This window comes from Pseudomonas sp. MYb118, from assembly GCF_040947875.1.
Classification (GTDB): Bacteria; Pseudomonadota; Gammaproteobacteria; order Pseudomonadales; family Pseudomonadaceae; genus Aquipseudomonas.
In genome coordinates this window covers 3351716-3376430 of the sequence record NZ_JBFRXN010000002.1, presented here as the reverse complement: position 1 = coordinate 3376430, position 24715 = coordinate 3351716, and the positions used below count along the sequence as shown (strand labels likewise).

Annotated in this window: 25 protein-coding genes; 10 read left to right on the top strand and 15 right to left on the bottom strand. The window is 62.1% G+C overall.

The annotated features are described in order from the left end of the window. Positions 1-9 precede the first annotated feature (9 nt). From rffA to ABVN20_RS21240, 8 genes are all read right to left on the bottom strand, one after another. Complete coding sequence (rffA, locus tag ABVN20_RS21275) at positions 10-1155, bottom strand: dTDP-4-amino-4,6-dideoxygalactose transaminase (RefSeq protein WP_368557656.1); 1146 nt, start codon at positions 1153-1155, stop codon at positions 10-12. A 51-nt stretch (positions 1156-1206) separates the two neighbouring features. Then, positions 1207-1884 carry a metallophosphoesterase gene (locus ABVN20_RS21270; protein WP_368557654.1) on the bottom strand — a complete coding sequence of 226 codons (678 nt, stop codon included), beginning with the start codon at positions 1882-1884 and terminating at the stop codon, positions 1207-1209. Then, positions 1865-2842 (bottom strand): ATP-grasp domain-containing protein, encoded by a 978-nt coding sequence (locus ABVN20_RS21265; protein ID WP_368557653.1) that lies wholly within the window; start codon positions 2840-2842, stop codon positions 1865-1867. The genes ABVN20_RS21270 and ABVN20_RS21265 overlap by 20 nt, the downstream gene beginning before the upstream one ends. Further along, on the bottom strand, positions 2839-3687 hold the full coding sequence (locus ABVN20_RS21260; RefSeq protein ID WP_368557652.1) for an NAD-dependent epimerase/dehydratase family protein: 849 nt from the start codon (positions 3685-3687) through the stop codon (positions 2839-2841). Before ABVN20_RS21260 ends, ABVN20_RS21265 begins: the two co-directional genes overlap by 4 nt. After that, positions 3684-4412, bottom strand: coding sequence for a class I SAM-dependent methyltransferase (locus tag ABVN20_RS21255; protein ID WP_368557651.1), 729 nt, complete (start codon positions 4410-4412; stop codon positions 3684-3686). The genes ABVN20_RS21260 and ABVN20_RS21255 overlap by 4 nt, the downstream gene beginning before the upstream one ends. Positions 4413-4457: 45 nt before the next feature. After that, positions 4458-8003, bottom strand: coding sequence for a glycosyltransferase (locus ABVN20_RS21250; protein WP_368557650.1), 3546 nt, complete (start codon positions 8001-8003; stop codon positions 4458-4460). Between the two features lie 44 nt (positions 8004-8047). Continuing rightward, entirely contained in the window at positions 8048-8749 is a 702-nt protein-coding gene (locus ABVN20_RS21245; protein WP_368557649.1) for a WbqC family protein, read from the bottom strand. A gap of 137 nt (positions 8750-8886) precedes the next feature. Then, positions 8887-10449 carry a sigma-54-dependent transcriptional regulator gene (locus tag ABVN20_RS21240; RefSeq protein WP_368557648.1) on the bottom strand — a complete coding sequence of 521 codons (1563 nt, stop codon included), beginning with the start codon at positions 10447-10449 and terminating at the stop codon, positions 8887-8889. A 383-nt stretch (positions 10450-10832) separates the two neighbouring features. On the opposite strand from ABVN20_RS21240, the gene phhA reads away from it, so the two are divergent. From phhA to ABVN20_RS21210, 6 genes are all read left to right on the top strand, one after another. Then, entirely contained in the window at positions 10833-11618 is a 786-nt protein-coding gene (gene phhA / locus ABVN20_RS21235; protein ID WP_368557647.1) for a phenylalanine 4-monooxygenase, read from the top strand. Between the two features lie 108 nt (positions 11619-11726). Then, positions 11727-12083 (top strand): 4a-hydroxytetrahydrobiopterin dehydratase, encoded by a 357-nt coding sequence (locus ABVN20_RS21230; RefSeq protein ID WP_368557646.1) that lies wholly within the window; start codon positions 11727-11729, stop codon positions 12081-12083. Further along, positions 12083-13276, top strand: coding sequence for an amino acid aminotransferase (locus ABVN20_RS21225; protein ID WP_368557645.1), 1194 nt, complete (start codon positions 12083-12085; stop codon positions 13274-13276). The genes ABVN20_RS21230 and ABVN20_RS21225 overlap by 1 nt, the downstream gene beginning before the upstream one ends. A 263-nt stretch (positions 13277-13539) precedes the next feature. Next, on the top strand, positions 13540-13671 hold the full coding sequence (locus tag ABVN20_RS21220) for a hypothetical protein (protein ID WP_368557644.1): 132 nt from the start codon (positions 13540-13542) through the stop codon (positions 13669-13671). A gap of 75 nt (positions 13672-13746) precedes the next feature. Then, on the top strand, positions 13747-13929 hold the full coding sequence (locus tag ABVN20_RS21215) for a hypothetical protein (RefSeq protein ID WP_368557738.1): 183 nt from the start codon (positions 13747-13749) through the stop codon (positions 13927-13929). A 103-nt stretch (positions 13930-14032) separates the two neighbouring features. Continuing rightward, positions 14033-15247: an MFS transporter gene (locus tag ABVN20_RS21210; RefSeq protein ID WP_368557643.1), complete on the top strand. Its 1215-nt coding sequence runs from the start codon at positions 14033-14035 to the stop codon at positions 15245-15247. On the opposite strand, the gene arfB is transcribed toward ABVN20_RS21210, so the two are convergent. The 7 genes from arfB to ABVN20_RS21175 all read right to left on the bottom strand — a co-directional run bounded on the left by arfB (position 15244) and on the right by ABVN20_RS21175 (position 22365). Beyond that, positions 15244-15657 (bottom strand): alternative ribosome rescue aminoacyl-tRNA hydrolase ArfB, encoded by a 414-nt coding sequence (gene arfB, locus ABVN20_RS21205; RefSeq protein WP_368557642.1) that lies wholly within the window; start codon positions 15655-15657, stop codon positions 15244-15246. The two genes, ABVN20_RS21210 and arfB, sit on opposite strands and share 4 nt — an antisense overlap. Before the next feature lie 149 nt (positions 15658-15806). Further along, a complete protein-coding gene (locus ABVN20_RS21200) occupies positions 15807-17219 on the bottom strand; it encodes an amino acid permease (RefSeq protein WP_368557641.1) in 1413 nt (470 codons plus the stop codon). Between the two features lie 387 nt (positions 17220-17606). Next, on the bottom strand, positions 17607-18785 hold the full coding sequence (gene rluB, locus ABVN20_RS21195) for a 23S rRNA pseudouridine(2605) synthase RluB (protein WP_368557640.1): 1179 nt from the start codon (positions 18783-18785) through the stop codon (positions 17607-17609). Between the two features lie 277 nt (positions 18786-19062). Continuing rightward, positions 19063-20025, bottom strand: coding sequence for an SMC-Scp complex subunit ScpB (gene scpB / locus ABVN20_RS21190; RefSeq protein ID WP_368557639.1), 963 nt, complete (start codon positions 20023-20025; stop codon positions 19063-19065). A gap of 11 nt (positions 20026-20036) precedes the next feature. Next, positions 20037-20735: a ScpA family protein gene (locus ABVN20_RS21185; RefSeq protein WP_368557737.1), complete on the bottom strand. Its 699-nt coding sequence runs from the start codon at positions 20733-20735 to the stop codon at positions 20037-20039. Between the two features lie 123 nt (positions 20736-20858). After that, positions 20859-21488: an L-threonylcarbamoyladenylate synthase gene (locus ABVN20_RS21180; protein ID WP_368557638.1), complete on the bottom strand. Its 630-nt coding sequence runs from the start codon at positions 21486-21488 to the stop codon at positions 20859-20861. A 13-nt stretch (positions 21489-21501) separates the two neighbouring features. After that, positions 21502-22365: a PHP domain-containing protein gene (locus ABVN20_RS21175; RefSeq protein WP_368557637.1), complete on the bottom strand. Its 864-nt coding sequence runs from the start codon at positions 22363-22365 to the stop codon at positions 21502-21504. Positions 22366-22452: 87 nt separating this feature from the next. Here ABVN20_RS21175 and ABVN20_RS21170 point away from each other — a divergent pair, with 87 nt between their 5' ends. From ABVN20_RS21170 to ABVN20_RS21155, 4 genes are all read left to right on the top strand, one after another. Continuing rightward, complete coding sequence (locus ABVN20_RS21170; RefSeq protein ID WP_368557636.1) at positions 22453-23049, top strand: septation protein A; 597 nt, start codon at positions 22453-22455, stop codon at positions 23047-23049. A gap of 1 nt (position 23050) precedes the next feature. Continuing rightward, positions 23051-23350, top strand: a complete 300-nt coding sequence (locus ABVN20_RS21165; protein ID WP_008156126.1) for a YciI family protein — start codon at positions 23051-23053, stop codon at positions 23348-23350. Between the two features lie 111 nt (positions 23351-23461). Further along, positions 23462-23875: a translation initiation factor 2 gene (locus tag ABVN20_RS21160; protein ID WP_368557635.1), complete on the top strand. Its 414-nt coding sequence runs from the start codon at positions 23462-23464 to the stop codon at positions 23873-23875. A 7-nt stretch (positions 23876-23882) separates the two neighbouring features. Then, positions 23883-24560 carry a response regulator transcription factor gene (locus ABVN20_RS21155; protein ID WP_368557634.1) on the top strand — a complete coding sequence of 226 codons (678 nt, stop codon included), beginning with the start codon at positions 23883-23885 and terminating at the stop codon, positions 24558-24560. Positions 24561-24715: the final 155 nt, after the last annotated feature.

The window sequence follows — 24715 nt, the reverse complement described above, 5'->3', positions numbered from 1 at the left end:
CAAGGACCGTCAGGCCCTTGCCAGCGCATCGCGCAGAACACTCACCACCTGGTTCTGTTGCTCCTTGGTCAAGCCAAGCCACAGAGGCAGGCGCAACAGGCGCTCGGAGTATCCATCGGTCACTTCCATGGAGCCCTGCACGCGACCATAACGCTTGCCAGCGGGCGAAGAATGCAGCGGCACGTAATGGAACACGGCGTAGATGGCGTACTTCTTCAGCTCATCGAGCACCCGTTGACGGTCTATGCCTGGGGCAAGCAGCACGTAGTACATGTGCGCGTTGTGCTGGCAGCTTTCCGGCACGATTGGGCGACGCAGCAAGCCGTCTCGCTCGAATTCCGCCAGGATCGTATGGTAGTAGTCCCAGATTGCCAGCCGGCTATTGGTGATGGCCTGAGCCTCTTCCAATTGCGCCCAGAGGAAAGCCGCGATCAGCTCGCCAGGCAGGAACGAGGAACCGACCTCCTGCCAGGTGTATTTGTCCACCTCGCCCCGGAAGAACCGGCTGCGATCGGTGCCCTTTTCCCGGATGATCTCGGCCCGCAATGCCATCTCGGGGTCATTGACCAGCAATGCCCCACCCTCTCCCGAAATGACGTTCTTGGTCTCGTGAAAACTGAAGGCGCCAAGGTCGCCGATACTGCCCAGGGCGCGCCCCTTGTAGGTCGACATCACGCCTTGCGCGGCATCCTCGACCACCGCCAGCCCATACTTGCGCGCAATCGCCAGGATTGCGTCCATCTCGCAGGCCACACCCGCGTAATGCACCGGCACGATCACCTTGGTCCGCGGCGTGATGGCCGCCTCGATCAGACGCTCGTCCAGGTTCAGGGTATCGGGACGGATATCGACGAAAACCGGCACGGCGCCACGCAACACAAAGGCATTGGCCGTGGAGACGAATGTAAAGGAAGGCAGGATGACTTCGTCACCCGGCTGGATGTCCAGCAGCAGCGCGGCCATTTCCAGCGCAGCGGTGCACGAGTGGGTGAGCAGGGCCTTGTTGCAGCCCGTTCGGGACTCCAGCCACCCGTGGCAGCGCTTGGTGAATGGACCGTCACCGGCAAGCATGTTGCCGAACTTGGCCTGGGCGATGTAATCCAGCTCCCTGCCAGTCATGTGCGGCCGGTTGAAGAATATTGTGTCTTTGCTCATTGCGAACTTCCCTGGGTGGGCGTGGTAATTAGTGGCGCACAGCACAATCGTTCAAAGTGTGCTGATCCGCCCACCGATCTGAGTGCCTTTTTCTAGGTTTTCGTAGAAGTACGGGGTGAAGCCGGCCTTCTTCATCGCCTGTTGGGTTTCACCGATATCGTATTCAACCCGGTACAGCTCGAATGCTTCGCCATCCCAGGTCGCGAAACCTGCTCGTGCATCGCCGTCCCGGGGTTGACCCACCGAACCGGGGTTGCAATAGGCCTTGTCCGCACCACGCCACAAGCACTGCACATGGGTGTGGCCCGATGCGAAAAACCGACCAGGCAAAGGCATGAAATATTCGCTCGATGGCCGCAGGTATTCATCCAGCGGATCGTTCCAGCCGCCATGGACGATGCTCAATTCACCCTGGGTCGAGCGCTCCGCAAGGGAGTCCAGCCACGCCAGGTTCTGCGCGGTGATGACACTGCGCTGATAGTCCAGGCAGGCATTGGCGCTGTTGGAGCGAGGACATTGCTCATGCCTGGCCAGATACCAGTCATGATTGCCCATCACGGAAAGGATGTTGCGCTCGCGCAGGGCCTCGCAACACTCGTTGACCTGACTGTAATAACCGGCCGTATCGCCCAGGCAGATAATCCGCGACACACCCAGCTCATCGAGCCTGGCAAGCACGGTCCGAAGGGCGCTGTAGTTGCCGTGTACGTCAGAAATGATCCCGATCATAGACAATGAAGTCCTCTATAAAACGAACGGCAAAACCACTGCGGATGACGGGCTGGACCAGCGTCTTGCCATCGAGGTAGTGGTCCAGGCACATGGCGGCCTCGTTGTAGCCGAATGCGCGACGGATCGAGCTGGTCGAGGAGATGCGCGGATTGATTTCGAGCAGGTGCCAGACACCGTCACTGCTGCGACGGAATTGCAGATTGGTCGGCCCTGCCGGCTTGAACGCCTGGCACAACCTGATGACCGTCTGGTCCAGCGAATCATGCTGCTCCACCCAGGCCTTGGCGGTGGATCCGTCCGAGGCCAGGCTGCGGCGGAAGGTGATCATCGGACCGGCATTCCCCGTCCCATCGCCAAACGCCGCCACGGTGAACTCATCGGCGGCGCTGCCAATGATCGGTTGTGCCATCAGGTGATCACCGAGCAGTGCCGCATGGGGGGTAAAGTCGCGCTCTTCGCGGACCCAGACCAGCCCCTTGGAGGCGTAGCTTCTGCGCGGCTTGAGCAGGAACGGCAGGCCCAGCGCAGCCTTGAGCGAATGAAAATCGCCGCTCAGCAGCGTGGGAATACGACTGGGATCGCCCAGCGCCACCAGCGCCTGGTCCATCGCCCATTTATCCCTGGAAAGCTCGATCAGGCGCTGATTGTTGAGCACGACCTGGCAGTCGAAAGTGGCCAGCAACGCCCGGTTGTCCGACAGCCAGTGAATATCCTGTTCGATCCCCGGAATCAGCAGGTCCACCTGGTATCGGGCCAGCGTATCGCCCAGCCATTGGCCGTACTCCGGCGCAGAGGTCAGCGGCGCCTGCTCGAAGACATCGCTCCAGCCGCGACCGACCGCATCTTCGTAGATGTCCGTGCCGACCAGGCGAATGGAAGGGGCCGCCGCACGCAGCGACTTGAGCAGGCCGTAGCCCATGATGGCGCCTACGCCTGTCACCATGACCGTCTTCATGACAGATTCTCCCGGTGCGCCCTCATCAATTCGAAGCCCCGGCGAATGTCTATTCGCGGGGAGAAACCGATGCGATCGAACAATGCCTGCCCACACTCGAAGGCTGGCAGATCGGGGATGTCGCTTTTGTCCGCGAGAAAGCGCACATCCACCGGCTTGCCAAACGCCTCGAATGCAGCCTCGGCGATCTCTGAAAGACGGGGGTTGTCGCTATGACCGCAGTTGTAAATACCGTAAATACGCTGCTCTGCCAGTCGCGCGCAGACCTGCGCCAGGTCATCGAGGTGAAGGTAATTGCGACGGGCGTCATTGCTGCCATACAGCTCGACAGTCTGCCCGGCCTGCGCCTTGTCGGCGAAGGTGTACAGCAGCGGCTGGTGCGACCTGCACTGGCCCTCGCTGTCGTAGACCTGACTGATGCGCAGGACCGTCAATGCCATGCCCTGCTGCTGGCAATAAAGGCTCGCCACTTCTTCGGCGTGGCGCTTGGACAGCGAGTAGATGCCAAAATAGGGATCCTTCTCCTGATGACCGGCCCAACGCGACGACAACAGAATGAAATGACGCGCCCCGCACTGTTCAGCCAGGCGGCACGCGGCCAGTGTCCCGACACTGTTGACCAACTCGGCACGAACCAGATCATCGGGCAGACTCCCGCCAAAATCGGCAGCGGCCAGCACGACCACGTCAAAGCGCTCGTCGCAGGTACCGGGCTGCTGGCTGCTCAAGTCAAAAGCCACATCGGCATCCCGACGCCCCGCCAGTTTGACCTGGCCATGGCGCGACAACTCACGGGCGACCGCCTTGCCGATGACAGAAGTACTTCCGATGATCAGGCTTTTCATGATGCAGCGACTGTCGCTTCCACCATCATTGCGCAACTGAGCTCCGGGTAGTCGATACCCACGGTGCACATGGCCGCCACGATGTCCGCACTCAGGTTCAGCTCTTTCAGCTGCCCGGTGGTGAAAGGCTTGAGGAATATGCCCTCCTTGCGCACTACCTGGTAGCCGGCAGCTTCCAGTTCAGCGGTCAGGGTCTGCACCGAGTAGCTGCGCATATGACCCAGTTCCAGGTCGCCCTGCCCCAGCGCCATCATGTCGTCGAGCAGTCCGGCCTCGTGACCGAACCGCCGATGCAGAGACTCGCCATTTGGCACCGCGACGAAGCAACGGCCGCCCGGCGCAAGATAGCGCTTGAACTTTTGCAATATGACCTGCGGGTCTTCCACATGCTCAAGGACAAACCCCATCACGATAAGGTCGAATCGCTTGTCGGTATCGAATGTCTCGAAATAACCTTCGACGATCTCGGCCCGACTGTCCGGGTACTGGGTCTTGAATTGATTGATCACCGACGCAGAACCGTCGATGACCGTGTGCTCACTGAAGAACTGCGAGAAGTGGTTCGTGCTGAAGCCATGCCCGACACCGAGTTCCAGCAGGGTCTGCTCACGGGTGCAGAGCGCCATGATGCGGCGCGGATACCAATTGAGAATGATGTTGTTGTCATACGCGTAGCCAAAGCTATCGCTGTAGGCTGCGATGAAAGTATCGAGATCGTTGCTCATGTCACATGCACTCCGCTGAGCGACCAAAGTCAGAATTAGTAGGCATCAATCGGCCAACCAGGCCCGTCGCCAGGCGTCCAGGCGCTCACCCTCGAGCAGCCATTGCGCACGCACGGTCGACTGCAAGGCATCCCCCAGCGTCGCGGAAGCGGCACGGTCTTCCAGGTGCAGGCGGATCGCCCGGATCCAGTCCTGCGCCTGGTTGCTGACCCGTGACAGCGGCAATACCTCGCCCCCGACAAAACCCTGCACTCGACTGCAAATGATCGGGTGCCCGCATGCGGCATGTTGCAGCACACGCAGATCAGCGGAACACGCGTTGTTCAGGGTCTCCTCCATCGGCACCAGCGCCAGGTCGAGATTCAACGCGGCCAGGGCCACGGCCAGTTGCTGTTGCCCGACAGCCGGGTGCAACTCCGCCAGAAACGGTCGCATGGACTCAGGGCAGTCGCCGAGCACCACCCATTCGACTTCGCCCGCCAGCGCTGGCAGCACATCGGCGAGCAGTTGCGAGTCCTTGCCACCCATCCAGCCCAGGCGTGGCTTGGACGCCACACCGCGCTGGCTCTGGATACGTCCCCACGGGGCCGGCAGCAGGCTTTCCACCACGCGGATATCGTCGTGCTCACCCTGCAGCAGTTCGGCCAGCGCAGGCGTGCCGACCAGTACCCGATCGGCCTGCATCATGCCGATGCGCAGGCGCTCGAGCAGCTCGTCGGTGGAGTAATTGCCCGGCAATTCCATATGCGGCAGGTAACCGTCCAGGTCGTAGACGATGAACGCCTTGGAAAACGCCCTCAGGCGCCGCAGAGCTGTCAGCCCGGCATCATCCAGAGGCCGCTGCAGCACCACGGTGGTCGGCGCCAGGCGCTCGATTTCCACGGGTGACAACAGACTCGAAACGGCGGCCCCTTCGACCTGTCCCGCCTCAAGCAGGGCCTTGAGCGGTTGCGCCAGTCGCGAGTGACCCGGCGCCTGCTGGTCGGTGACGCAGGCCAGCACCCTCGGCACGCTGCCTTGCGGCATTTGCCAGATCAGGTCGTTGTTTTCCAGCACAAAGCCCTCGCCGGCACGCAGCGAGAAATTGCTGTTGTAGGACGGGTCGCGGGCCAACTGCGGCAACCAGCGTGCGAACAACACATCTTCCTGATCACTGCTGGCGCAGGTGACGGGTGCCGGGTCCAGCAGCAGTCGCGCGTAGGGTGTCCAGACGTTCAGGTAGCCGGCCTGCTGCAACCTCAGGCACAGGTCGACCGCGGTCCAGGGGGCCAGCGACGGATCGGTGTCGAAACCGCCGGCCTCGAGGAACAGCGCCCGACGCACCATCAGGCATTCGCCGCCCATTGCCGAGCAGTGCTGCTCAAGGCCAAGGCGCCCCATGTAACCCGGTGCCTGGGACTGCAAGCCTTCAAAAGCCCGACCGACCGTGCCGCCCAGCCCCAGCACGAGGCCTGCCTGAACGATGCGATCACGGCTGTCCTGCAATTTGCCGCCCACGGCGCCGACTTCCGGACGCTGGGCGTGATTGAGCAAGGCCGCCAGCCAATCGGCGTCGAGCACGGCGCTGTGCGCATCGAGCCAGACCAGATATTCGCCACGGGCCTCCTGCGCCGCCGCATTGCACATCGCTGCGCGAGGCTGGCCCGGCATGAAGCGCAACACCTGGATGCGGTTTTCACCCATTTGCTCGATCAGCCCCAGCCACTCCAGCAAGGCGGGATCTTCGTTGCCCGGCTCGACCAGCAGGATTTCGTAGTCCACCGAGTGGGTCTGCGTCAGCAGGCTTTCCAGGCAACGCTGGAAATTCGCCAACTGCCCTTGCAGGTAAACCAGGATACTGACCGAGGCCTGCCGTACCTGGCCGTAGTCGATACGATAGCGGCCCGGCTCGTCGCTCAGCGCGATCGCACGCGCCTGCGCGTAACCACGCCCTTGAAGATGCGCCTCGATGACCGCGCGCTCTTCGGCGCAATCGGATTTTCGCACCTCGTTGGCGGTCAGCAGCGGCTCGCTGACATGGCCGATGCTCGCCACACCCTGCTCGCCGATCAGGCGCAGCTGGTAGGCCAGTTCGAAGGCAGCGCCACTGAAGTTGTCAAACCCGTGCAGGCGCACCAGCGCCTCGCGACGATACAGCCAATGACGGGACAGGCTGGCCGGGAACGCCAACAGCAATTCCAGGTTCAGGTCCGGACGCAACGAGATGTCGACCACCCCGCCGCCAACGCGCAATGCCTCGTCGGCGTACACCGCCAGGCAAGTGTCGGGCGCGTCGAGCAGATTCAGGGCCGTTACCAGCAACCCGGGGGCGATGATCTCCTCCCCGGCGTCGATCAGCAGCAACCAGTCGCTCTGATTGTTTTCGAGCCAGCCATTGATCGCGGCCGCCGGCTGCTTCGGATCACAGGCCAGCCACTGAACATGGGCACGCCCCGGATCCGCACTGCCCATCACGCAGACCTGCACCCCCGCGTACAACTGCTCATCCAGGCTGTCCAGGGTTCGAGCCAGTGCCAACCGATCGCCGTCATCACGGACCAGAACAGTGAAGGTCGGCGCCGCCGGGCCCGCCAGACGCTCATTGATCATTCGCAATTGCGGCGGCAGCGGGTAGCGTTGGCGCAACCAGTCGAGCATGCCCAGGCGGTTACCGTCCGCCTGGCGAGCGGCGCTCGCCTGGGTCTTGGCGATAAACGCGTCCAACTGGTCCCAGAAAGACGCTGTACGCTCGACATAACGGAGCAAGGCATCACCCAGGGTTGCCCGGGCGATGTCCAATGGCTGCGGCTGATCGAACATGGCAAAGCCGGTACTGCCGAAGAAACTGTTATCGAGCACCTGCTGGTCGATGCCATGCCCCGGCATGAAAATCACCGGGCAGCCGCACATTGCCGCCATCACGCAGGTCATCGACCACTCATAGCTGTACATCACTTCGGCCTGACGCAGCAGCTTGGCCAGCTCAGGCAGGGTCAGCGGATTGCTCATGCTCAGCAGCTGGATATCCGCCGGCAGTTGCGAGTAGTCGATCTTCTCCAGCGGGTGGCGGTTCTGGTACAGGTACGCACCCTTGCGCACGGTGCCAGGGGCAGTGGGCGAGAACATTTCGACGTCGATGGCCGGCACGCACAACAGGTCACCGTCGGGGTCACCGCGGTGTTCGGCGAGGCGAGCGGCGTAATAGAAAATCAAGTCGCTGGGGGCCGCATCCATGCTCTTTCCGTTGAGAAAGCCCTCGAAGTTCAGGAGAAAGCGCGCCACCACCGAACAGTTGAGCGGGTTACCCGGGAACACTTCGGGATACACCGCAATCGGCACCTTGCCCGCCGCCACATGGCGCTGGGCAATCGCCGAAGTCAGCACCGGGGTCTTCAGGTCCGGATTGACCACATCGTTACCGCAGATGTAAGCCTCGCGCCCACTGAGGTTGAGCATATGGCAGAGATAGTGCAGCGTGACGACACCCGACGACGTCTCACGGTAGGCAGGCGCCAGGAAGTAGTACGGGTGCTCGGGCTTGGCATACATCAGCCGCAGACGCGCCAGTGCCTGTTCGAGCGAGTGAGCGTCTAGCTGCGCTAGGTTCGACATCGGGTGCAATCTCCAGAATCAATCAAACAGAGGTCGAAGGCCTTTCAGGCCGCCCCTTTCGTCAGAAAAGCCGATGCATCCGCGCCGGTATTGAACAGCAGGTCGATCACACTGAGCGCATGCTGGAAGTCGCCGTACAGCTGTGGATATTCCGGGTAACCGGCATAGCTCATGTACGACACCGCGACGCCGTTGGCGGCGAATGCCGCTTCGTCGAGGTAGTGACTGGCTGCGGGGCCCGAGAGGTATTCGTCGGCACCGAGGGCCAGGCACAGGTGGATCAGGCGCTCATTCCTGCCCTGCGCACTGCCCAGGTCCTCGGACCGGTAGAGCGGTGTGTGAATGTCCAGCAGGGAGCACAGGCCGGAAATGAACAGATGGTTGATGGCGCTCAGATGGGTCAGGTCGGCGGCCTGCTCGTAGAGTGCGCGAATCGGCGCCTCCATCTGGGCAAAACACGATGCGCGCCGGTAGCTGCGCTCGATGGTCTTCCAGTGCGCGGCAGCCCAGTTCGGATCACTGACCTGCACTTCATTGATCAACTGGTCAACCTGCCCTTTCTGCTTCACCGGGATGCTCAGCCAGTGCTCGCCCTGGGCGGTCTTGACCTTGTTACGGTTGCGCCAGTCACGCCGCGTGTACTGAACATCGTCATACAGGACGAATGCATCGACGCTGCGAATCAGATCGAAATAGCCCTTCCAGGGGATATAGTTCGACTGCACCACAGCAATTTTCTTTTGCATCCTGAACCTCACGTACACAGCGCAAACCGCAGCGTTGCCTTGTCAAAAAGTCGCCGCCAGACACGAAAATGCCGGCACGAACCCCGAACTAGCAAATCCCATACCATACGATCAGCTGCGCGTGCCGCCTGCCGGGCTTAAGGCTCAGGGAGTTTTTGTACTTCGTACTCGCGCAACTTGTTGGCGATGGTGGTGTGCGAAACCCCCAACCGTTTGCCGAGTTGGCGGCTGCTGGGGTACTCGGCGTAAAGACACTCCAGCACCGCTTTCTCGAAGCGCCCGACAATCGCATCCAAGCCGCCTTCCAACGAGAAATCGCCAAGCGGCTGACGCACGCCGTAATCCGGCAGACGAATGTGTTCAGCCTTGACCGTGCCGCCTTCGCACAACGAAACCGCCTGGAACAACACGTTTTCCAACTGCCGCACATTACCCGGCCAGTGGTAATGGCTGAGCCGCTCCATGGCGGCCGGGGCCAGCCTGGGCAGCGGGCAACCGATCTGCCGGCTGGCCTGATCGAGGAAGTGCTCGACCAGCGGCGGCAAGCCGTCGAGGCATTCGCGCAGGGGCGGAATGTGCAACGACAGCACGTTCAGGCGGTGATAGAGGTCCTGGCGAAACTCGCCGCGGGCACACATCTCCGACAGATCGACCTGGGTCGCGCAGATCACCCGCACATCCAGGTAGACCTCTTCGTCGCTGCCGACACGGCGGAAGCAGCCCTCCTGCAAAAAGCGCAGCAGTTTCGCCTGCAAGCGCGGGCTCATTTCGGCCACCCCGTCGAGAAACAGCGTCCCGCCGGCCGTCAACTCCAGCAGCCCGAGCTTGCCTTCGGCGCGCGCCCCTTCGAACGCACCGGGGCCGTAGCCGAACAGTTCGGTCTCGGCCATCGACTCCGGCAGCCCCGCGCAATTGAGCGACATCAGCGGCGACTGCCCGCGCGGGCTGGCCAGGTGACAGGCACGTGCCAGCAGTTCCTTGCCGGTGCCGGTTTCGCCCTCGATCAGCAGCGGCGCATCCAGCGGTGCCATGCGCCGGGCTTCGCGGACCACGGCGGCCATCACCCTGGAGCTCTGGAAGATGCTGTCGAAGCCGCGCAGCTCCTGCTTGCGCACGTTGTAGATGCGCTCACCGACAAGATCGGCGCGGTGCAAGGTCAGCACCGCACCGGCCATGGCTTCACTGTCGTCATGCTCGGACTGCAACGGCGCGATGTCGGCCAGGAACACGTCGCCCTTGACCTTGACCCGCAGTCCGTTGATCCGCGACTTGTTGGCGCGCACCAGTTCCGGCAAGTCGAAATCCTCGGCGTAGCGCGACAACGGAATGCCCGGCACCTCATCCACCCGCACCCCGAGCAACTGCGCCGCCGCCCGGTTGGCCGCGACGATCGAACCACCCATGTCGATCGACAGCACCGGAAACTCCAGCGCGCCGAGCAAAGCGTTGAGTTCCATGTGCCGACGCTCGCTGGGCATCAGGCCCACCCGCTTGACGCCGAACACCCCGGCGATCGACTCGAACTTGGGCCGCAGCGCCTGGAATTGCAGGTTGATCAGGTTCGGGCAATGCAGGTAGATCGCGTTGCCATGCTCACCGCCCACCTCGCCGCGAGCGACGTTGATGCCGTATTCCACGAGCAGGTTGAGGATGTCACGCAGGATGCCGATGCGGTTCTGGCAGTGGACTTTGATGCGCATATAGAGGCCTGGGTGCGGTAGTTGGCTGTTGGAATGCATTTTTAAACTGTGGGAGCGGGCTTGCTCGCGAATGCAGTGTGTCAGTCAGTAAATTCGGTTCTGACACACCGCGTTCGCGAGCAAGCCCGCTCCCACAGGTACAAAGTATTTCTCAAGGGACGTAGATAACCGTAAAGATTATGTGCCAGCAACTGCACACTTCATACCCTGAAGACCCCACAAAATTCGTCAAAGCCTCGCCATCGTAACGAAAACTTTACGAAACCGTAGAAAACAACCTTCTATTCCAGCCCCCTACCCGCTGCAACCCCACCCTGTTTGCGCTATTCCTTCACTCCATAGCAGCCCCATAACAAGAACGAATCCCCGTGCAGGAGAGCAGCATGAAGCAGACGCAATACGTGGCCCGCGAGCCCGATGCGCAAGGTTTTATCGACTACACCGCTGAAGAACACGCGGTGTGGAATACGCTGATCACCCGCCAACTGAAAGTGATCGAGGGCCGTGCGTGCCAGGAATACCTGGACGGCATCGACAAGCTCGGCCTGCCCCACGACCGCATTCCGCAACTCGGCGAAATCAACAAGGTCCTGGGCGAAACCACCGGCTGGCAAGTGGCACGCGTGCCCGCGCTGATTCCCTTCCAGACATTTTTCGAATTGCTGGCCAGCAAGCAGTTTCCCGTGGCGACGTTCATTCGTACGCGAGAAGAGCTGGATTACCTGCAAGAACCGGACATTTTCCACGAGATCTTCGGTCACTGCCCGCTGCTGACCAACCCCTGGTTCGCCGAATTCACCCACACCTACGGCAAGCTCGGCCTCCAGGCCACGAAGGAAGAGCGCGTCTACCTCGCACGCCTGTACTGGATGACCATCGAGTTCGGCCTGATGGACACCGCGCAGGGCCTGCGTATCTATGGCGGCGGCATACTCTCCTCGCCGAAGGAAACCGTTTACTGCCTGTCGGACGAACCCGAGCACCAGCCGTTCGATCCACTGGAATGCATGCGCACGCCTTACCGCATCGACATCCTGCAACCCCTGTACTTTGTCCTGCCCAATCTCAAGCGCCTGTTCGATCTGGCCCATGAGGACATCATGGGCATGGTCAGGCAAGCCATGCAGCTGGGCCTGCACGCACCGAAATTTCCACCGAAAGCCGCGTGATCCGCGTCTTTTCGTACCAGGTGTATCTGTTATGGAAAGACGCTTTGCTTTAGCGTGGATCCATCAATCGACACCGTCTTCCCAAACATTCGATTTCAGGAACACATCATGTCCACATTGAACCAAGCCCATTGCGAAGCCTGCCGCGCCGACGCCCCTCAGGTCAGCGACGAAGAACTGCCGGTCCTGCTCAAGCAGATCCCCGACTGGAACATCGAAGTTCGCGACGGCGTCATGCAACTGGAAAAGGTCTACCTGTTCAAGAACTTCAAACACGCCCTGGCGTTCACCAATGCCGTCGGTGAAATCTCCGAAGCTGAGGGCCATCACCCGGGCCTGTTGACTGAATGGGGCAAAGTCACCGTGACCTGGTGGAGCCACTCGATCAAGGGCCTGCACCGCAACGACTTCATCATGGCCGCACGCACCGACGACGTGGCCAAGGACGCCGAGGGCCGCAAGTAATGCATTTCGATGCCATTGGTCGAGTCCCCGGTGACCCGATCCTGGGCCTGATGGAGGCCTATGCGCAGGACCCGAACCCGCGCAAGTTCGACCTTGGCGTGGGCGTCTACAAGGACGCCCAGGGCCTGACGCCGATCCTCGCCAGCGTCAAGCTCGCCGAGCAACGGCTGGTCGAAGGCCAGAACACCAAGACCTACATCGGCGGGCATGGTGAACCGGCGTTCGGCAAGGCCATCAACGAACTGGTGCTCGGCGCCGATTCCCGGCTGATCGCCGAACAACGCGTCGGCGCCACCCAGACCCCGGGCGGCACCGGCGCACTGCGCCTGAGTGCCGACTTCATCGCGCAATGCCTGCCGGGGCGTGGCGTGTGGCTGAGCAACCCGACCTGGCCGATTCACGAAACCATTTTCGCCACCGCCGGGGTCAAGGTGAATCACTACCCTTATGTGGGCAGCGATAACCGCCTCGACGTGGAAGCGATGCTGGCCGCGCTGAACGAAGCACCCGTGGGCGATGTGGTGCTGCTGCACGCGTGCTGCCACAACCCGACCGGTTTCGACCTGAACCCCGATCAGTGGCATCGCGTGCTGGACGTGGTGCGCCGGCGCAACCTGCTGCCGCTGATCGACTTCGCCTACCAGGGTTTCGGCGATGGCCTTGAGCAGGACGCCTGGTCGACGCGCCTGTTGGCATCCGAATTGCCGGAGGTGTTGATCACCAGCTCCTGCTCGAAGAACTTCGGCCTGTACCGCGACCGCACCGGGGCGTTGATCGTCTGCGCCAGCGATGCCGACAAACTGCTGGATATCCGCAGCCAACTGGCCAACATCGCCCGCAACCTGTGGTCGACACCGCCGGACCATGGCGCCGCCGTGGTGGCGACGATCCTCGGCGACGCGGAACTGAAAAACCTCTGGCGCGACGAAGTGGAAGCCATGCGCCTGCGCATCGCGCAACTGCGCAGCGGCCTGCTCGAAGCCCTCGAACCCCATGGCTTGCGCGAGCGTTTCGCGCACATTGGCGTGCAACGCGGCATGTTCTCCTACACGGGCCTGAGCCCGGAACAGGTCAGGCAACTGCGCGATCGCCATAGCGTGTACATGGTCGGCACCGGCCGGGCGAACGTGGCAGGGATCGACGCGACGCGCCTGGATTTGCTGGCGGAGGCGATTGCGGACGTTTGCAAGTAATCCATACCCCTGCCCCTTTGTGGGAGCGAGCCTGCTCGCGATGGTTTGTCTGCTACACCGAGGTGACTGACACACCATCGCGAGCAGGCTCGCTCCCACATTGGCTTCCTCAGTGCCCATACCAACCTGTCTAGACAACCCCATCCGTCGAAACAAACAGATATAAAAGTCTATTTGTCATTTCTCCTGCTGTATCCTGCCCAGGCTTTTTTGAAAGCGCGGATCTACCAGATCTACCAACAGACTTAGCGAGGAGCGCAACCATGCACGAGATTCCCAATCTCCCCTTCCCAAGCCTGCACGAACCTGAGCAGACGACCCCGCAACAAGCCGGTGCCCAACAGCCCGAGCCGAAAGAAGCCACTGACAGCCGCAAGGCTGACAGCGAAGACTGAAACACCCGCCGTACAGACCGTGTGGAAAGCGCTAACATGCGCTTTCCACACCGCCTGAACCCCGAGCCCTCCCCCATGACCGATGAATTCTCCGAAGAGCAAGCCAGCGCCCTGATCGGCACCGCCGAGAAAATGATCGAGATCTGGAATCGTCTCTCCCCGGAAAAACAGGCCGCCCTGCTCGCCCGTTTCGGCAGCGAAGAAAACGCCCTCGCCGCCCTGGTCACCACGCAATTGCTCGCGCCTGCCAAACCCTGACGGCCCCGCCCGGCAAATAGTTTTACTTTTCCACGCCTGAGGGTCGTGTGCACCGCTATCATAAGCAGCCTATCTATCCTGCTTTACCGTGGACCTCTACCCCATGTCTGAAAACCAGCGCCCCCTGGCGGTCACGCTGCAAGTCGTTTCCATCGTCCTGTTTACCTTTATCGGCTACCTCAACATCGGCATTCCCCTGGCCGTGCTGCCCGGCTACGTGCACAACGAGCTGGGTTTCAGCGCGGTGATCGCCGGGCTGGTGATCAGCGTGCAATACCTGGCCACCCTGCTCAGCCGCCCCTACGCCGGGAAAATCATCGACAGCAAGGGCAGCAAACTTGCCGTGATGTACGGCCTGGCGGGTTGCGGCCTGAGCGGTGTGTTCATGCTGATATCAGCCTGGACCCAGAGCCTGCCGATGCTCAGCCTGATCAGCCTGTTGATCGGCCGGCTGGTGCTGGGCAGCGCAGAGAGCCTGGTGGGTTCCGGCTCGATCGGCTGGGGCATCGGCCGGGTCGGTGCGGCCAACACCGCCAAGGTGATTTCCTGGAACGGCATCGCCAGCTATGGCGCGCTGGCCGTCGGTGCGCCGCTGGGGGTGTTCCTGGTCAGTAAGATGGGCCTGTGGAGCATGGGCGTGAGTATCCTGCTGCTGGCTGCACTGGGCCTGGCGCTGGCCTGGCCGAAGACCGCTGCACCCATCGTCGCCGGTGAGCGCCTGCCGTTCATGCATGTGCTGGGTCGCGTGCTGCCACACGGCTGCGGCCTGGCATTGGGCTCGATCGGTTTTGGCACCATCGCCACCTTCATCACCCTGTACTACGCCACGCAACATTGGGATAACGCGGTGCTGTGCCTGAGCCTGTTCGGCGCCAGCTTCATCGGTGCGCGCCTGCTGTTCGGCAACCTGATCAACCGGCTCGGCGGTTTCCGTGTGGCGATTGCCTGCCTGTCGGTGGAGACCCTCGGCCTGTTGCTGCTGTGGCTGGCACCGGACGCCCATTGGGCGCTGGCGGGTGCGGCGTTGAGCGGCTTCGGTTTTTCGCTGGTGTTCCCGGCGCTGGGGGTGGAGGCAGTCAATCTGGTGCCGGCTTCCAGTCGCGGTGCGGCGGTGGGTGCCTACTCGTTGTTCATCGACCTGTCGCTGGGCATCACCGGGCCGCTGGCCGGCGCGATTGCCGCCGGTTTCGGCTTTGCCTCGATCTTCCTGTTCGCCGCTCTCGCCGCATTGAGCGGCTTGATGCTCAGCGTCTACCTGTACCGGCAGGCGCCACGGCAGCTGGCAGAAAAACACCGCGAAGAGCGCTCGGCGCGCTAGTAATCGACCTTGCCCCGGCCGGCCTTGATGCTGCCGCGCTTGCTCTTGGATTCGAGCCGGCGGGTTTTCGAGCCCAGGGTCGGCTTGGTCGGGCGGCGTTTCTTTTCGACCTTGGTGGCGCTCAGGATCAACTCGACCAGGCGCTCCAGCGCATCGGCGCGATTGGCCTCCTGCGTACGGTATTGCTGGGCCTTGATGATCAGCACGCCGTCGCTGGTGATGCGGCTGTCACGCAGCGCCAGCAGGCGTTCCTTGTAGAACTCGGGCAACGATGAAGCCGGGATGTCGAAACGCAGGTGCACGGCGCTGGAGACCTTGTTGACGTTCTGCCCACCCGCCCCCTGGGCGCGAATGGCGGTCAACTCGATCTCGTGATCCGGCAGTTGTACGTTGTTGGAAATCACCAGCATGCAATGGCGTCCCTATTCAAAAGCGATGCCCCCCTGTAGGAGCGAGCTTGCTCGCGATGGCGGTGTGTCAGACAACCTTTCTTTACCTGACACGCCATCATCGCGAGCAAGCTCGCTCCTACAGGGGACCGTGAGCGGTCCTGAGAAGTTTACCTCGCCCCCGCCAACTCACGCCCCGCACTGCGCTTGTTCTTGATCCAGTAGCAAACGCCCATGAACACCACCCACACCGGGATCGCATACACGGAGATCTGGATGCCCGGGATCAGCAGCATCACGCCCAGGATGAACACCACGAACGCCAGGCAGATGAAGTTGCCGTAGGGGTACCACAACGCCTTGAACAGTGGCGTCTGGCCGGTCTTGTTCAGGTGCTGGCGGAATTTGAAGTGCGAGTAGCTGATCATCGCCCAGTTGATCACCAGGGTGGCCACCACCAGCGACATCAACAGTTCCAGAGCGTTTTGCGGGATCAGGTAGTTGAGCAGCACCGCGATCAGCGTCACCGCCGCCGACGCCAGGATCGAGCGCACCGGCACGCCGCGCTTGTCGATCTTCGCCAAGGCTCGGGGCGCATCACCCTGCTCGGCCATGCCCAGGAGCATGCGGCTGTTGCAGTAGGTGCCGCTGTTGTACACCGACAGGGCCGCCGTCAGCACCACGAAGTTGAGGATGTGCGCGGCGGTGTTGCTGCCGAGCATCGAGAACACCTGCACGAACGGGCTGCCGCTGTAGGAGTCGCCGGACGCGTTGAGCGTTGCCAGCAGGCTGTCCCAGGGGGTCAGCGACAGCAGGATGACCAGGGCGCCGATGTAGAAAATCAGGATCCGGTAGATCACCTGGTTGATCGCCTTGGGGATCACGGTCTTCGGCTTGTCCGCTTCGGCTGCGGTGAAACCGAGCATTTCCAGGCCACCGAAGGAGAACATGATGATCGCCATGGCCATCACCAGACCGCCGACGCCATTGGGGAAGAACCCGCCATGGGCCCACAGGTTGGTCACCGAAGCTTCAGGACCGCCGTGGCCGCTGACCAGCAGGTAGCTGCCCAAGGCAATCATGCCGATGATCGCCACGACTTTGATGATCGCGAACCAGAACTCGGCTTCGCCGAAGATTTTCACATTGGCCAGGTTGATCAGGTTGATCAGCACGAAGAAGGCGGCCGCCGTGACCCAGGTCGGGATTTCCGGTGCCCAGTAATGGATGTATTTGCCGACCGCGGTCAGCTCCGACATGCCCACCAGGATGTACAGGATCCAGCAGTTCCAGCCCGACAGGAAGCCGGCGAAACCGCCCCAGTATTTGTGCGCGAAGTGGCTGAAGGAGCCGGCCACCGGTTCTTCGACGATCATTTCGCCGAGCTGGCGCATGATCATGAACGCGATGAAACCGCAGATGGCGTAGCCGAGGATCATCGACGGGCCGGCGGATTTCAGGACACCGGCCGAGCCCAGGAACAGGCCGGTACCGATTGCGCCCCCGAGGGCGATCAATTGGATATGACGATTTTTCAGGCCGCGTTTCAGCTCGCCTGAATTCAGATTATCTACAGCGGTCATGCGTCACCTGTTTGTTTTTATCTGTGACGAAATCGAACCCGACACGCTCGTGACGTGGCGGAGTGAACAAAGCGGGTAGCCTTGAGGGTTGCGCTGCTGCGCAGGTGGTCACAGGTAAAACGGCGCGCATTGTACACCGCTGACTGCGCGGTGCCAGACGCTGGGGCATCGGCGGCTTGTTGCCGGGGATGTCCGGGTAGACATTTGTGTGTTGCGGATGGCCTCATCGCGGGCAAGCCCGCTCCTACAGGGGGGTTGTGTACGACGCTGAACCCTGTAGGAGCGAGCTTGCTCGCGATGAGGCCATCCGCCGCACCACACATCTAAAAGGCAGACCAAAAAAAACGCCACCCCGAAGGATGGCGTTTCTCACGTGCAGCTTACCGCTTAGCGCTTCTTCACACCCGTCGGTGCACCGCGGCGCTTGCTCGCCGGCGCATCGCCGTCGGTCAGCTTGATCCCCGGACGCTTGGCGGCCGGTTTGGCCGGGCGCTTGGTCTCGACCGGACGCTCGGCCACCGGCGTACCGCGACCTTCGCCACGCTCGCTACGGCCACTGGCCGGACGCGGCGCACGCGGGGCACGCTCACCGTCCTGGCGCGCGGCCGGTTTGCGACGCTCGCCTTCAAGCTGCGGCTCACGGGCCACCCGTGGCGATGCAGGTGCATCGGTCGCCGGACGCAGGGTGCGCACGCGATCGGTACGGGCCATTGGCCGCGACGATTTACGCTGCATACGCTCCAGCTTGTCCTTGCTCTTGGCGTTCATCTGCGGCATCGCCACCGGGGTCAGGCCTACTTCGGCGCTGAGGATGTCCACTTCGTACTGGCTCATTTCGCGCCAGCGGCCCATCGGCAGGTCGGAGTTGAGGAACACCGGACCGAAACGCACGCGCTTCAGGCGGCTGACCACCAGGCCCTGGGATTCCCACAGGCGACGCACTTCACGGTTACGACCTTCCATCACCACGCAGTGGTACCAGTGGTTGAAACCTTCGCCGCCCGGTGCCTGCTGAATGTCGGTGAAACGCGCCGGGCCGTCTTCGAGGACCACACCCGCTTTCAGGCGCTCGATCATCTCGTCGTCGACTTCACCGCGGACACGCACGGCGTATTCACGGTCCATCTCGAAGGACGGGTGCATCAGGCGGTTGGCCAGCTCACCGTCGGTGGTGAACATCAAAAGGCCGGTGGTGTTGATGTCCAGGCGGCCGATGTTGATCCAGCGCCCTTCTTTGGGTTTTGGCAGCTTGTCGAATACGGTCGGGCGGCCTTCCGGGTCGACGCGGGTGCAGATTTCGCCATCGGGCTTGTTGTACATGATCACGCGGCGCACCGATTCGGCGGCTTCTTCACGCTTGATCACGCGGCCATCAATGGTGATGGCGTCGTGCATGTCGACACGCTGGCCCAAGGTGGCGTCTTTGCCGTTGACCTTGATCCGGCCGTGGCTGATCCAGGCCTCTACGTCACGGCGCGAGCCGACGCCGATACGGGCGAGGACTTTCTGCAGTTTTTCGCCTGCTGGGCCGATTGGCTGGTCGTCTTGCTGATCGTTGATACTCATCTGGGCACCTCCCGGTGTGGTCTGTTCAGGCGAAGGGATCGCATGAGGGTCGCGAATCATACGCGCATGGCAGCGTTTGCGCATCAGAGACTAGTTGATGGATGGGAATTTGCCGGGGGTGGGGCGACCGGTGGTGGGTTGCCCGCAGATAGCCCTTCCCCCCTCCATGTGGGAGCGAGCCTGCTCGCGATAGCGGTGGGTCTGTGAAGAAAATACTGACAGACACTCCGCTATCGCGAGCAGGCTCGCTCCCACAGGGTTATCCATCAAGGTCTGCTCAGTCTTCGAATTCGCGGCGTTCGGCTTCGATGGCTTCGGCCAGGGCGCGGGCTTCGGCTTCTTCTTCGCTCAGCTCGGGCTCCGGCTCGGGCTCGGGCGGTGTCTGTTCGAGGGCGGCGACGGCGGCCAGGAGTTTTTCCCGGGCCTCGGCCACGCCGAGCACATCGTCTTCCTGCTCGGGTTCGGGCTCAGCTTCGACCTCAACTTCGGCTTCGGCCTCAACCTCCGGCATCTCCCCAGGCTCACCATCACGCAACAGATCGTCGAAGTCGGTCTTGAGCCCCTCTTCCATGCTGTCCAGCTCCAGCAGCAGCGTGTGGAAACTGGTTTCTTCCTTGGGTTCTTCCGGTTCCGCGCTGGCGTCGGCCAGTTCCTGCAACCCGGCGGGCACCGGCGCGTCGTCGAAGTCCAGCACCGGGTCCGGTTCCAGTTCGCGCAGCTCGGCGAGCGGTGGCAGGTCGTCGAGGTTCTTCAGGTTGAAGTGATCGAGAAACGCCTTGGTCGTGGCGAACATCGCCGGTTTGCCCGGCACGTCACGGTAGCCGACGATGCGAATCCACTCGCGTTCCATCAATGTCTTGACGATGTTGCTGTTGACCGCCACACCGCGCACGTCTTCGATTTCGCCGCGGGTAATGGGCTGGCGATAGGCGATCAGCGCCATGGTTTCCAGCAAGGCCCGGGAATAACGCTGCGGGCGCTCTTCCCACAAGCGCCCTACCCACGGCGAAAACTTCTCGCGAATCTGCAAACGGTAGCCGGAAGCCACTTCCTTCAATTCGAAGGCGCGCCCCTCGCAGGATTTGGCCAGCAGGGTCAGGGCTTTCTTGAAGACCGGCGGCTCCGGGCGCTCGCCTTCTTCGAACAGTTCGAACAGGCGTTCAAGCGATTGCGGTTTTCCCGAGGCCAACAGAAAGGCTTCAAGCAGTGACGCCAGCTCGCGGGGTTCAGTCAGGTTCATGATTGGACTCGTTATTCGGCTCGGGCTCGCACGTGGATCGCGGCGAACGGCTCATTCTGCACCAGCTCGACCAAGGATTCCTTGACGAGCTCGAGGATCGCCATGAAGGTCACCACCACACCCAGGCGGCCTTCCTCGGCGGTGAACAGCTCGATGAACGGCACAAACCCGCCACCCTTGAGGCGTTCCAGCACATCGCTCATGCGTTCGCGGGTGGACAGCGCCTCGCGGCTGACCTGGTGGCTTTCGAACATGTCGCCGCGGCGCAGCACCTCGGCCATGGACATCAACAGCTCTTCGAGGCTGACATCCGGCAGCAATTTACGCGCCCGCGCCTCCGGGGCATCCAGCTTGGGCACTACCAGGTCGCGACCGACGCGGCTGAGGCCGTCGATGCCTTCGGCGGCATTCTTGAAGCGCTCGTATTCCTGCAGGCGGCGGATCAGCTCGGCACGCGGGTCGTCTTCTTCGTCTTCGACGGTTTCCGCCCGCGGCAGCAGCATCCGCGACTTGATCTCGGCCAGCATCGCGGCCATCACCAGGTACTCGGCGGCCAGTTCCAGGCGCACCGACTGCATCAGCTCGACGTAGCCCATGTACTGGCGGGTGATTTCCGCCACCGGGATGTCGAGGATGTTGATGTTCTGCTTGCGGATCAGGTACAGCAGCAGGTCGAGCGGGCCTTCGAAGGCTTCCAGGAATACTTCCAGCGCATCCGGCGGGATGTACAGGTCCAGGGGCATTTCCAGCACCGCCTGGCCATAGACCATGGCGAAGGGCAGTTCCTGCTGGGCGTCGGCCTGACTGTCGACAACGGGTTCCACGGCCGACATCTAGGCCTCGGCCATGAACGGTGAAGGGTCGCCGCAACCGACGCGGATCACTTCCGGCTCGCCGTCGGCGAGGTTGATCACGGTGGACGCCTTGATCCCGCCGAAACCGCCGTCGATGATCAGCTCCACCTGATGCTCCAGCAACTGGCGCATCTCGTAGGGGTCGCTCAGCGGGTCGGAGTCGCCCGGCATGATCAGCGTCACGCTCATCAGCGGCTCACCCAGCTCGGCAAGCAGCGCCAGGGCAATCGGATGGCTGGGCACACGCAGGCCGATGGTGCGTTTTTTCGGGTGCAGCAACAGCCGCGGTACTTCACGGGTGGCATTGAGAATGAAGGTGTACGGCCCCGGCAGGTGCGCCTTGAGAATACGGAAGGTGCCGGTGTCGATCTTGGCGAACAGCCCCAGTTGCGACAGGTCGCTGCAAATCAGCGCGAAGTTGTGCTTGTCGTCCAGTCCGCGCAGGCGGCGCACGCGTTCCACGGCAACCTTGTCGCCGATCTGGCAACCAATGGCGTAGGACGAGTCAGTGGGATAAATCACCACCCCGCCCTTGCGGATGATCTCGACAGCCTGTTTGATCAGACGCGCCTGCGGGTTTTCCGGATGAATCTGGAAAAATTGACTCACATTCTCTACCTGTTCAGACGACGGCAATAATTGGGTCATGTTTGAACCGACACCACAGTGGCGGCAGATCCTCCGGGAGCGGGCGATATTCGCCGATCTCGGACCAGCCTCCAGGGCCATGAAAATCACTGCCGGCGCTGACCAGCAGGCCAAACTCGCGAGCCAGGATGGCAAGACTGCCCACTTGCTCGGCGGGCTGATGGCCATTGACCACTTCGAGTGCCTGGCCTCCCGCTTGAATATAGTCAGAAATCAGCCGGCGACGCTTGCTGCGCGTGAAATCGTAGTGCCAGGGATGCGCCAGGCTGACCCAGGCATTCGACGCGCGCAGGGTTTCGACGGTTTCCTCCAGGGTCGGCCAGTGTTGCTTGACGTCCCCCAGCTTGCCGGCGCCCAGCCATTTGCGGAACGCCTCGGCGCGGTCCTTGACGAAACCTTCGCGCACCATCCAGTCGGCGAAATGCGGACGGGCCGGTGCGTTGCCGCTGTCGCCCAGCTCCTGCTGGATGGCACGGGCGCCTTCCAGTGCTCCCGGGAAGCCCTTGAGCGCCAGTTTGCGGCTTATTTCTTCAGACCGCAGCCAGCGGCCATCGTGCAATCGGGCGATGGCCTCGACCAAAGGCGGCGCCTCCACGTCAAAAGCGTAACCCAATATGTGAATGGTCGCGCCGCCCCAGGTGCAGGACAGCTCGACGCCATTGACCAGTTGCATCCCCAGCGCCGTCGCCGCACTGCGCGCCTCCGCCAGCCCCTCGACGGTGTCGTGGTCGGTCAGGGCCAGCACTCGCACGCCTTTCTCGTACGCACGCGCCACCAGGGCAGCAGGCGCGAGCGCGCCATCGGAGGCGGTGCTGTGGCAATGCAAATCGACATTCACGGGGATGTATGACCTCAAATCAGCTGGCGCTATCGCGCGCCCATATGTTTGTTATTATGCCGCCACATCCTGCTTCTGGCTGCCACTGTGAAACAATTCATCGACTTCATCCCGCTTCTGCTGTTTTTCATCGTTTTCAAAATTGACCCTCGCGTCGTCGACATCGCCGGTCATCAGGTCACTGTAGGCGGTATCTACAGCGCTACCGCGATGCTGATCATCAGCTCCCTGGTGGTCTACGGCACGCTGTTCATCAAGCAGCGCAAGCTGGAGAAGAGCCAGTGGCTGACCCTCATCGCCTGCCTGGTCTTCGGCAGCCTGACCCTGGCCTTCCACAGCGAAACCTTCCTGAAATGGAAAGCCCCGGTGGTCAACTGGCTGTTCGCCCTGGCCTTCATCGGCAGCCACTTCATCGGTGACCAGTTGCTGATCAAGCGCATCATGGGCCACGCGCTGACCCTGCCGGACCTGGTCTGGACACGCCTGAACATCGCCTGGATCGCGTTCTTCCTGTTCTGCGGCGCTGCCAACCTGTTCGTCGCATTCACCTTCCAGGACTACTGGGTCGACTTCAAGGTCTTCGGCAGCCTGGGCATGACGGTGCTGTTCCTGGTCGCCCAGGGCATCTATCTGTCGCGCCACCTGCACGATGCCGACACCACCACGCCAAAAACCGAGGACTGACATGCTTTACGCAATCATTGCCACAGACGTCGCCAACTCCCTGGAAGCCCGCCTGGCCGCACGCCCTGCACACCTTGAGCGCCTGCAAGTGCTCAAGGGCGAGGGCCGTATCGTACTGGCCGGCCCGCACCCTGCGGTCGACAGCAATGATCCGGGCGCGGCGGGTTTCACCGGCAGCCTGATCGTCGCCGAGTTCGATTCCCTGAGCGCAGCCCAGGCCTGGGCCGATGCCGATCCGTACATCGCCGCCGGTGTCTACGCCAACGTTTCGGTCAAGCCGTTCAAGCAAGTCCTGCCTTAAAGTCCCGCCGCGCGGTGAACCTTCCCGATTCATCGCGCTCTCAATCGCTCATTATTCTCGTTTGCCTGCCGACAACCTGCCCAATACTCGATTGGAATTTCAGGAGTTGCCATGCGCAAAGGTCCGTTGTGTGTGTTGTTGGTCACGTTGTCGATTGTGGCGCCCGCCCATGGTGAAGAAACCACCGAGGGCAGCCATTCGACACCGCTGTCCCTGAGCGCCGGCGCCCAGATCACCGATTTGCAGCAGCGCTTGAAGGCAAGCGAGGCACAACGGGAAGAGTTGAGCAAACAACTGCAAAATGCCGATGCCGAACGTGAGAGCGCCCAGCTGGCCCGGTTGCGCCAGGAGAACCAGCGCCTGAAGCTGCAACTCAAGGAAGCCCAGGCGAGCAGCCCGCTGCAACGCTTTCTCACCGACCAGCAACAGTGGTTCGTGATCGGTGCGGGAGTTGCGCTACTGGCCCTGCTCTGCGGTATCTTCGCCAGTGGTGCAAGTCGAAAACGTCGACAATGGCTAAATTGAGTGAGTCATGAGCGAGCTGTTACTAATTGATGACGATCAGGAGCTGTGTGAGCTGCTGGTCAGTTGGCTGAGCCAGGAAGGTTTTCAGGTTCGCGCCTGTCACGACGGCCAGAGCGCCCGCCGGGCCCTGGCCGAAACGGCCCCCGCCGCCGTGGTGCTGGACGTGATGCTGCCCGATGGCAGCGGCCTGGAACTGCTCAAGCAATTGCGCAGCGACCACCCGGACCTGCCGGTGCTGATGCTCTCGGCGCGGGGCGAACCGCTGGACCGCATCCTCGGCCTGGAACTGGGCGCTGACGATTACCTGGCCAAACCCTGCGACCCACGGGAACTGACCGCCCGCCTGCGCGCCGTGTTGCGCCGCAGCCACCCGGCGGCCGTGTCCAGCCAGCTCGAACTGGGCGACTTGTGTTTCAGCCCGGTGCGCGGCGTGGTCAGCATTGATGAGCGGGAATTCAGCCTGACCGTCTCTGAAAGCCGTTTGCTCGAAGCCTTGCTCAAGCAGCCCGGCGAACCGCTGGACAAGCAGGAACTGGCGCAGATCGCCCTGGGTCGCAAGCTGACCCTGTACGACCGCAGCCTCGACATGCACGTCAGCAACCTGCGCAAGAAAATCGGCCCTCACCCTGATGGCCGCCCCCGCATCGTCGCCCTGCGCAGCCGCGGTTACTACTACAGCCTTTGAACGCTGGCGCCGCCGGGCTCACGCTCGGCTGCGCATTTGTCAGCTCGCGGCGAAATCGTCTTTACCCAAGCTTTACGCTCCGCTGACTGCCGCTGACCTTGAACTCCGTAATCTGAACTCATCCGGAACGTACCGGGAACGAGACAAGGAGATTC

Excerpts from the sequence above, each read along its gene's own strand:
- phhA (WP_368557647.1), top strand. The coding sequence starts at position 10,833 with ATGAAGCAGACGCAATACGTGGCCCGCGAGCCCGATGCGCAAGGTTTT.
- ABVN20_RS21220 (WP_368557644.1), top strand. The coding sequence starts at position 13,540 with ATGCACGAGATTCCCAATCTCCCCTTCCCAAGCCTGCACGAACCTGAG.
- rluB (WP_368557640.1), bottom strand. The coding sequence starts at position 18,785 with ATGAGTATCAACGATCAGCAAGACGACCAGCCAATCGGCCCAGCAGGC.
- ABVN20_RS21215 (WP_368557738.1), top strand. The coding sequence starts at position 13,747 with ATGACCGATGAATTCTCCGAAGAGCAAGCCAGCGCCCTGATCGGCACC.
- ABVN20_RS21240 (WP_368557648.1), bottom strand. The coding sequence starts at position 10,449 with ATGCGCATCAAAGTCCACTGCCAGAACCGCATCGGCATCCTGCGTGAC.
- ABVN20_RS21160 (WP_368557635.1), top strand. The coding sequence starts at position 23,462 with ATGCGCAAAGGTCCGTTGTGTGTGTTGTTGGTCACGTTGTCGATTGTG.
- ABVN20_RS21230 (WP_368557646.1), top strand. The coding sequence starts at position 11,727 with ATGTCCACATTGAACCAAGCCCATTGCGAAGCCTGCCGCGCCGACGCC.
- rffA (WP_368557656.1), bottom strand. The coding sequence starts at position 1,155 with ATGAGCAAAGACACAATATTCTTCAACCGGCCGCACATGACTGGCAGG.
- ABVN20_RS21155 (WP_368557634.1), top strand. The coding sequence starts at position 23,883 with ATGAGCGAGCTGTTACTAATTGATGACGATCAGGAGCTGTGTGAGCTG.
- scpB (WP_368557639.1), bottom strand. The coding sequence starts at position 20,025 with ATGAACCTGACTGAACCCCGCGAGCTGGCGTCACTGCTTGAAGCCTTT.
- arfB (WP_368557642.1), bottom strand. The coding sequence starts at position 15,657 with ATGCTGGTGATTTCCAACAACGTACAACTGCCGGATCACGAGATCGAG.
- ABVN20_RS21270 (WP_368557654.1), bottom strand. The coding sequence starts at position 1,884 with ATGATCGGGATCATTTCTGACGTACACGGCAACTACAGCGCCCTTCGG.
- ABVN20_RS21250 (WP_368557650.1), bottom strand. The coding sequence starts at position 8,003 with ATGTCGAACCTAGCGCAGCTAGACGCTCACTCGCTCGAACAGGCACTG.
- ABVN20_RS21255 (WP_368557651.1), bottom strand. The coding sequence starts at position 4,412 with ATGAGCAACGATCTCGATACTTTCATCGCAGCCTACAGCGATAGCTTT.
- ABVN20_RS21245 (WP_368557649.1), bottom strand. The coding sequence starts at position 8,749 with ATGCAAAAGAAAATTGCTGTGGTGCAGTCGAACTATATCCCCTGGAAG.
- ABVN20_RS21200 (WP_368557641.1), bottom strand. The coding sequence starts at position 17,219 with ATGACCGCTGTAGATAATCTGAATTCAGGCGAGCTGAAACGCGGCCTG.
- ABVN20_RS21210 (WP_368557643.1), top strand. The coding sequence starts at position 14,033 with ATGTCTGAAAACCAGCGCCCCCTGGCGGTCACGCTGCAAGTCGTTTCC.
- ABVN20_RS21265 (WP_368557653.1), bottom strand. The coding sequence starts at position 2,842 with ATGAAGACGGTCATGGTGACAGGCGTAGGCGCCATCATGGGCTACGGC.
- ABVN20_RS21225 (WP_368557645.1), top strand. The coding sequence starts at position 12,083 with ATGCATTTCGATGCCATTGGTCGAGTCCCCGGTGACCCGATCCTGGGC.
- ABVN20_RS21260 (WP_368557652.1), bottom strand. The coding sequence starts at position 3,687 with ATGAAAAGCCTGATCATCGGAAGTACTTCTGTCATCGGCAAGGCGGTC.
- ABVN20_RS21165 (WP_008156126.1), top strand. The coding sequence starts at position 23,051 with ATGCTTTACGCAATCATTGCCACAGACGTCGCCAACTCCCTGGAAGCC.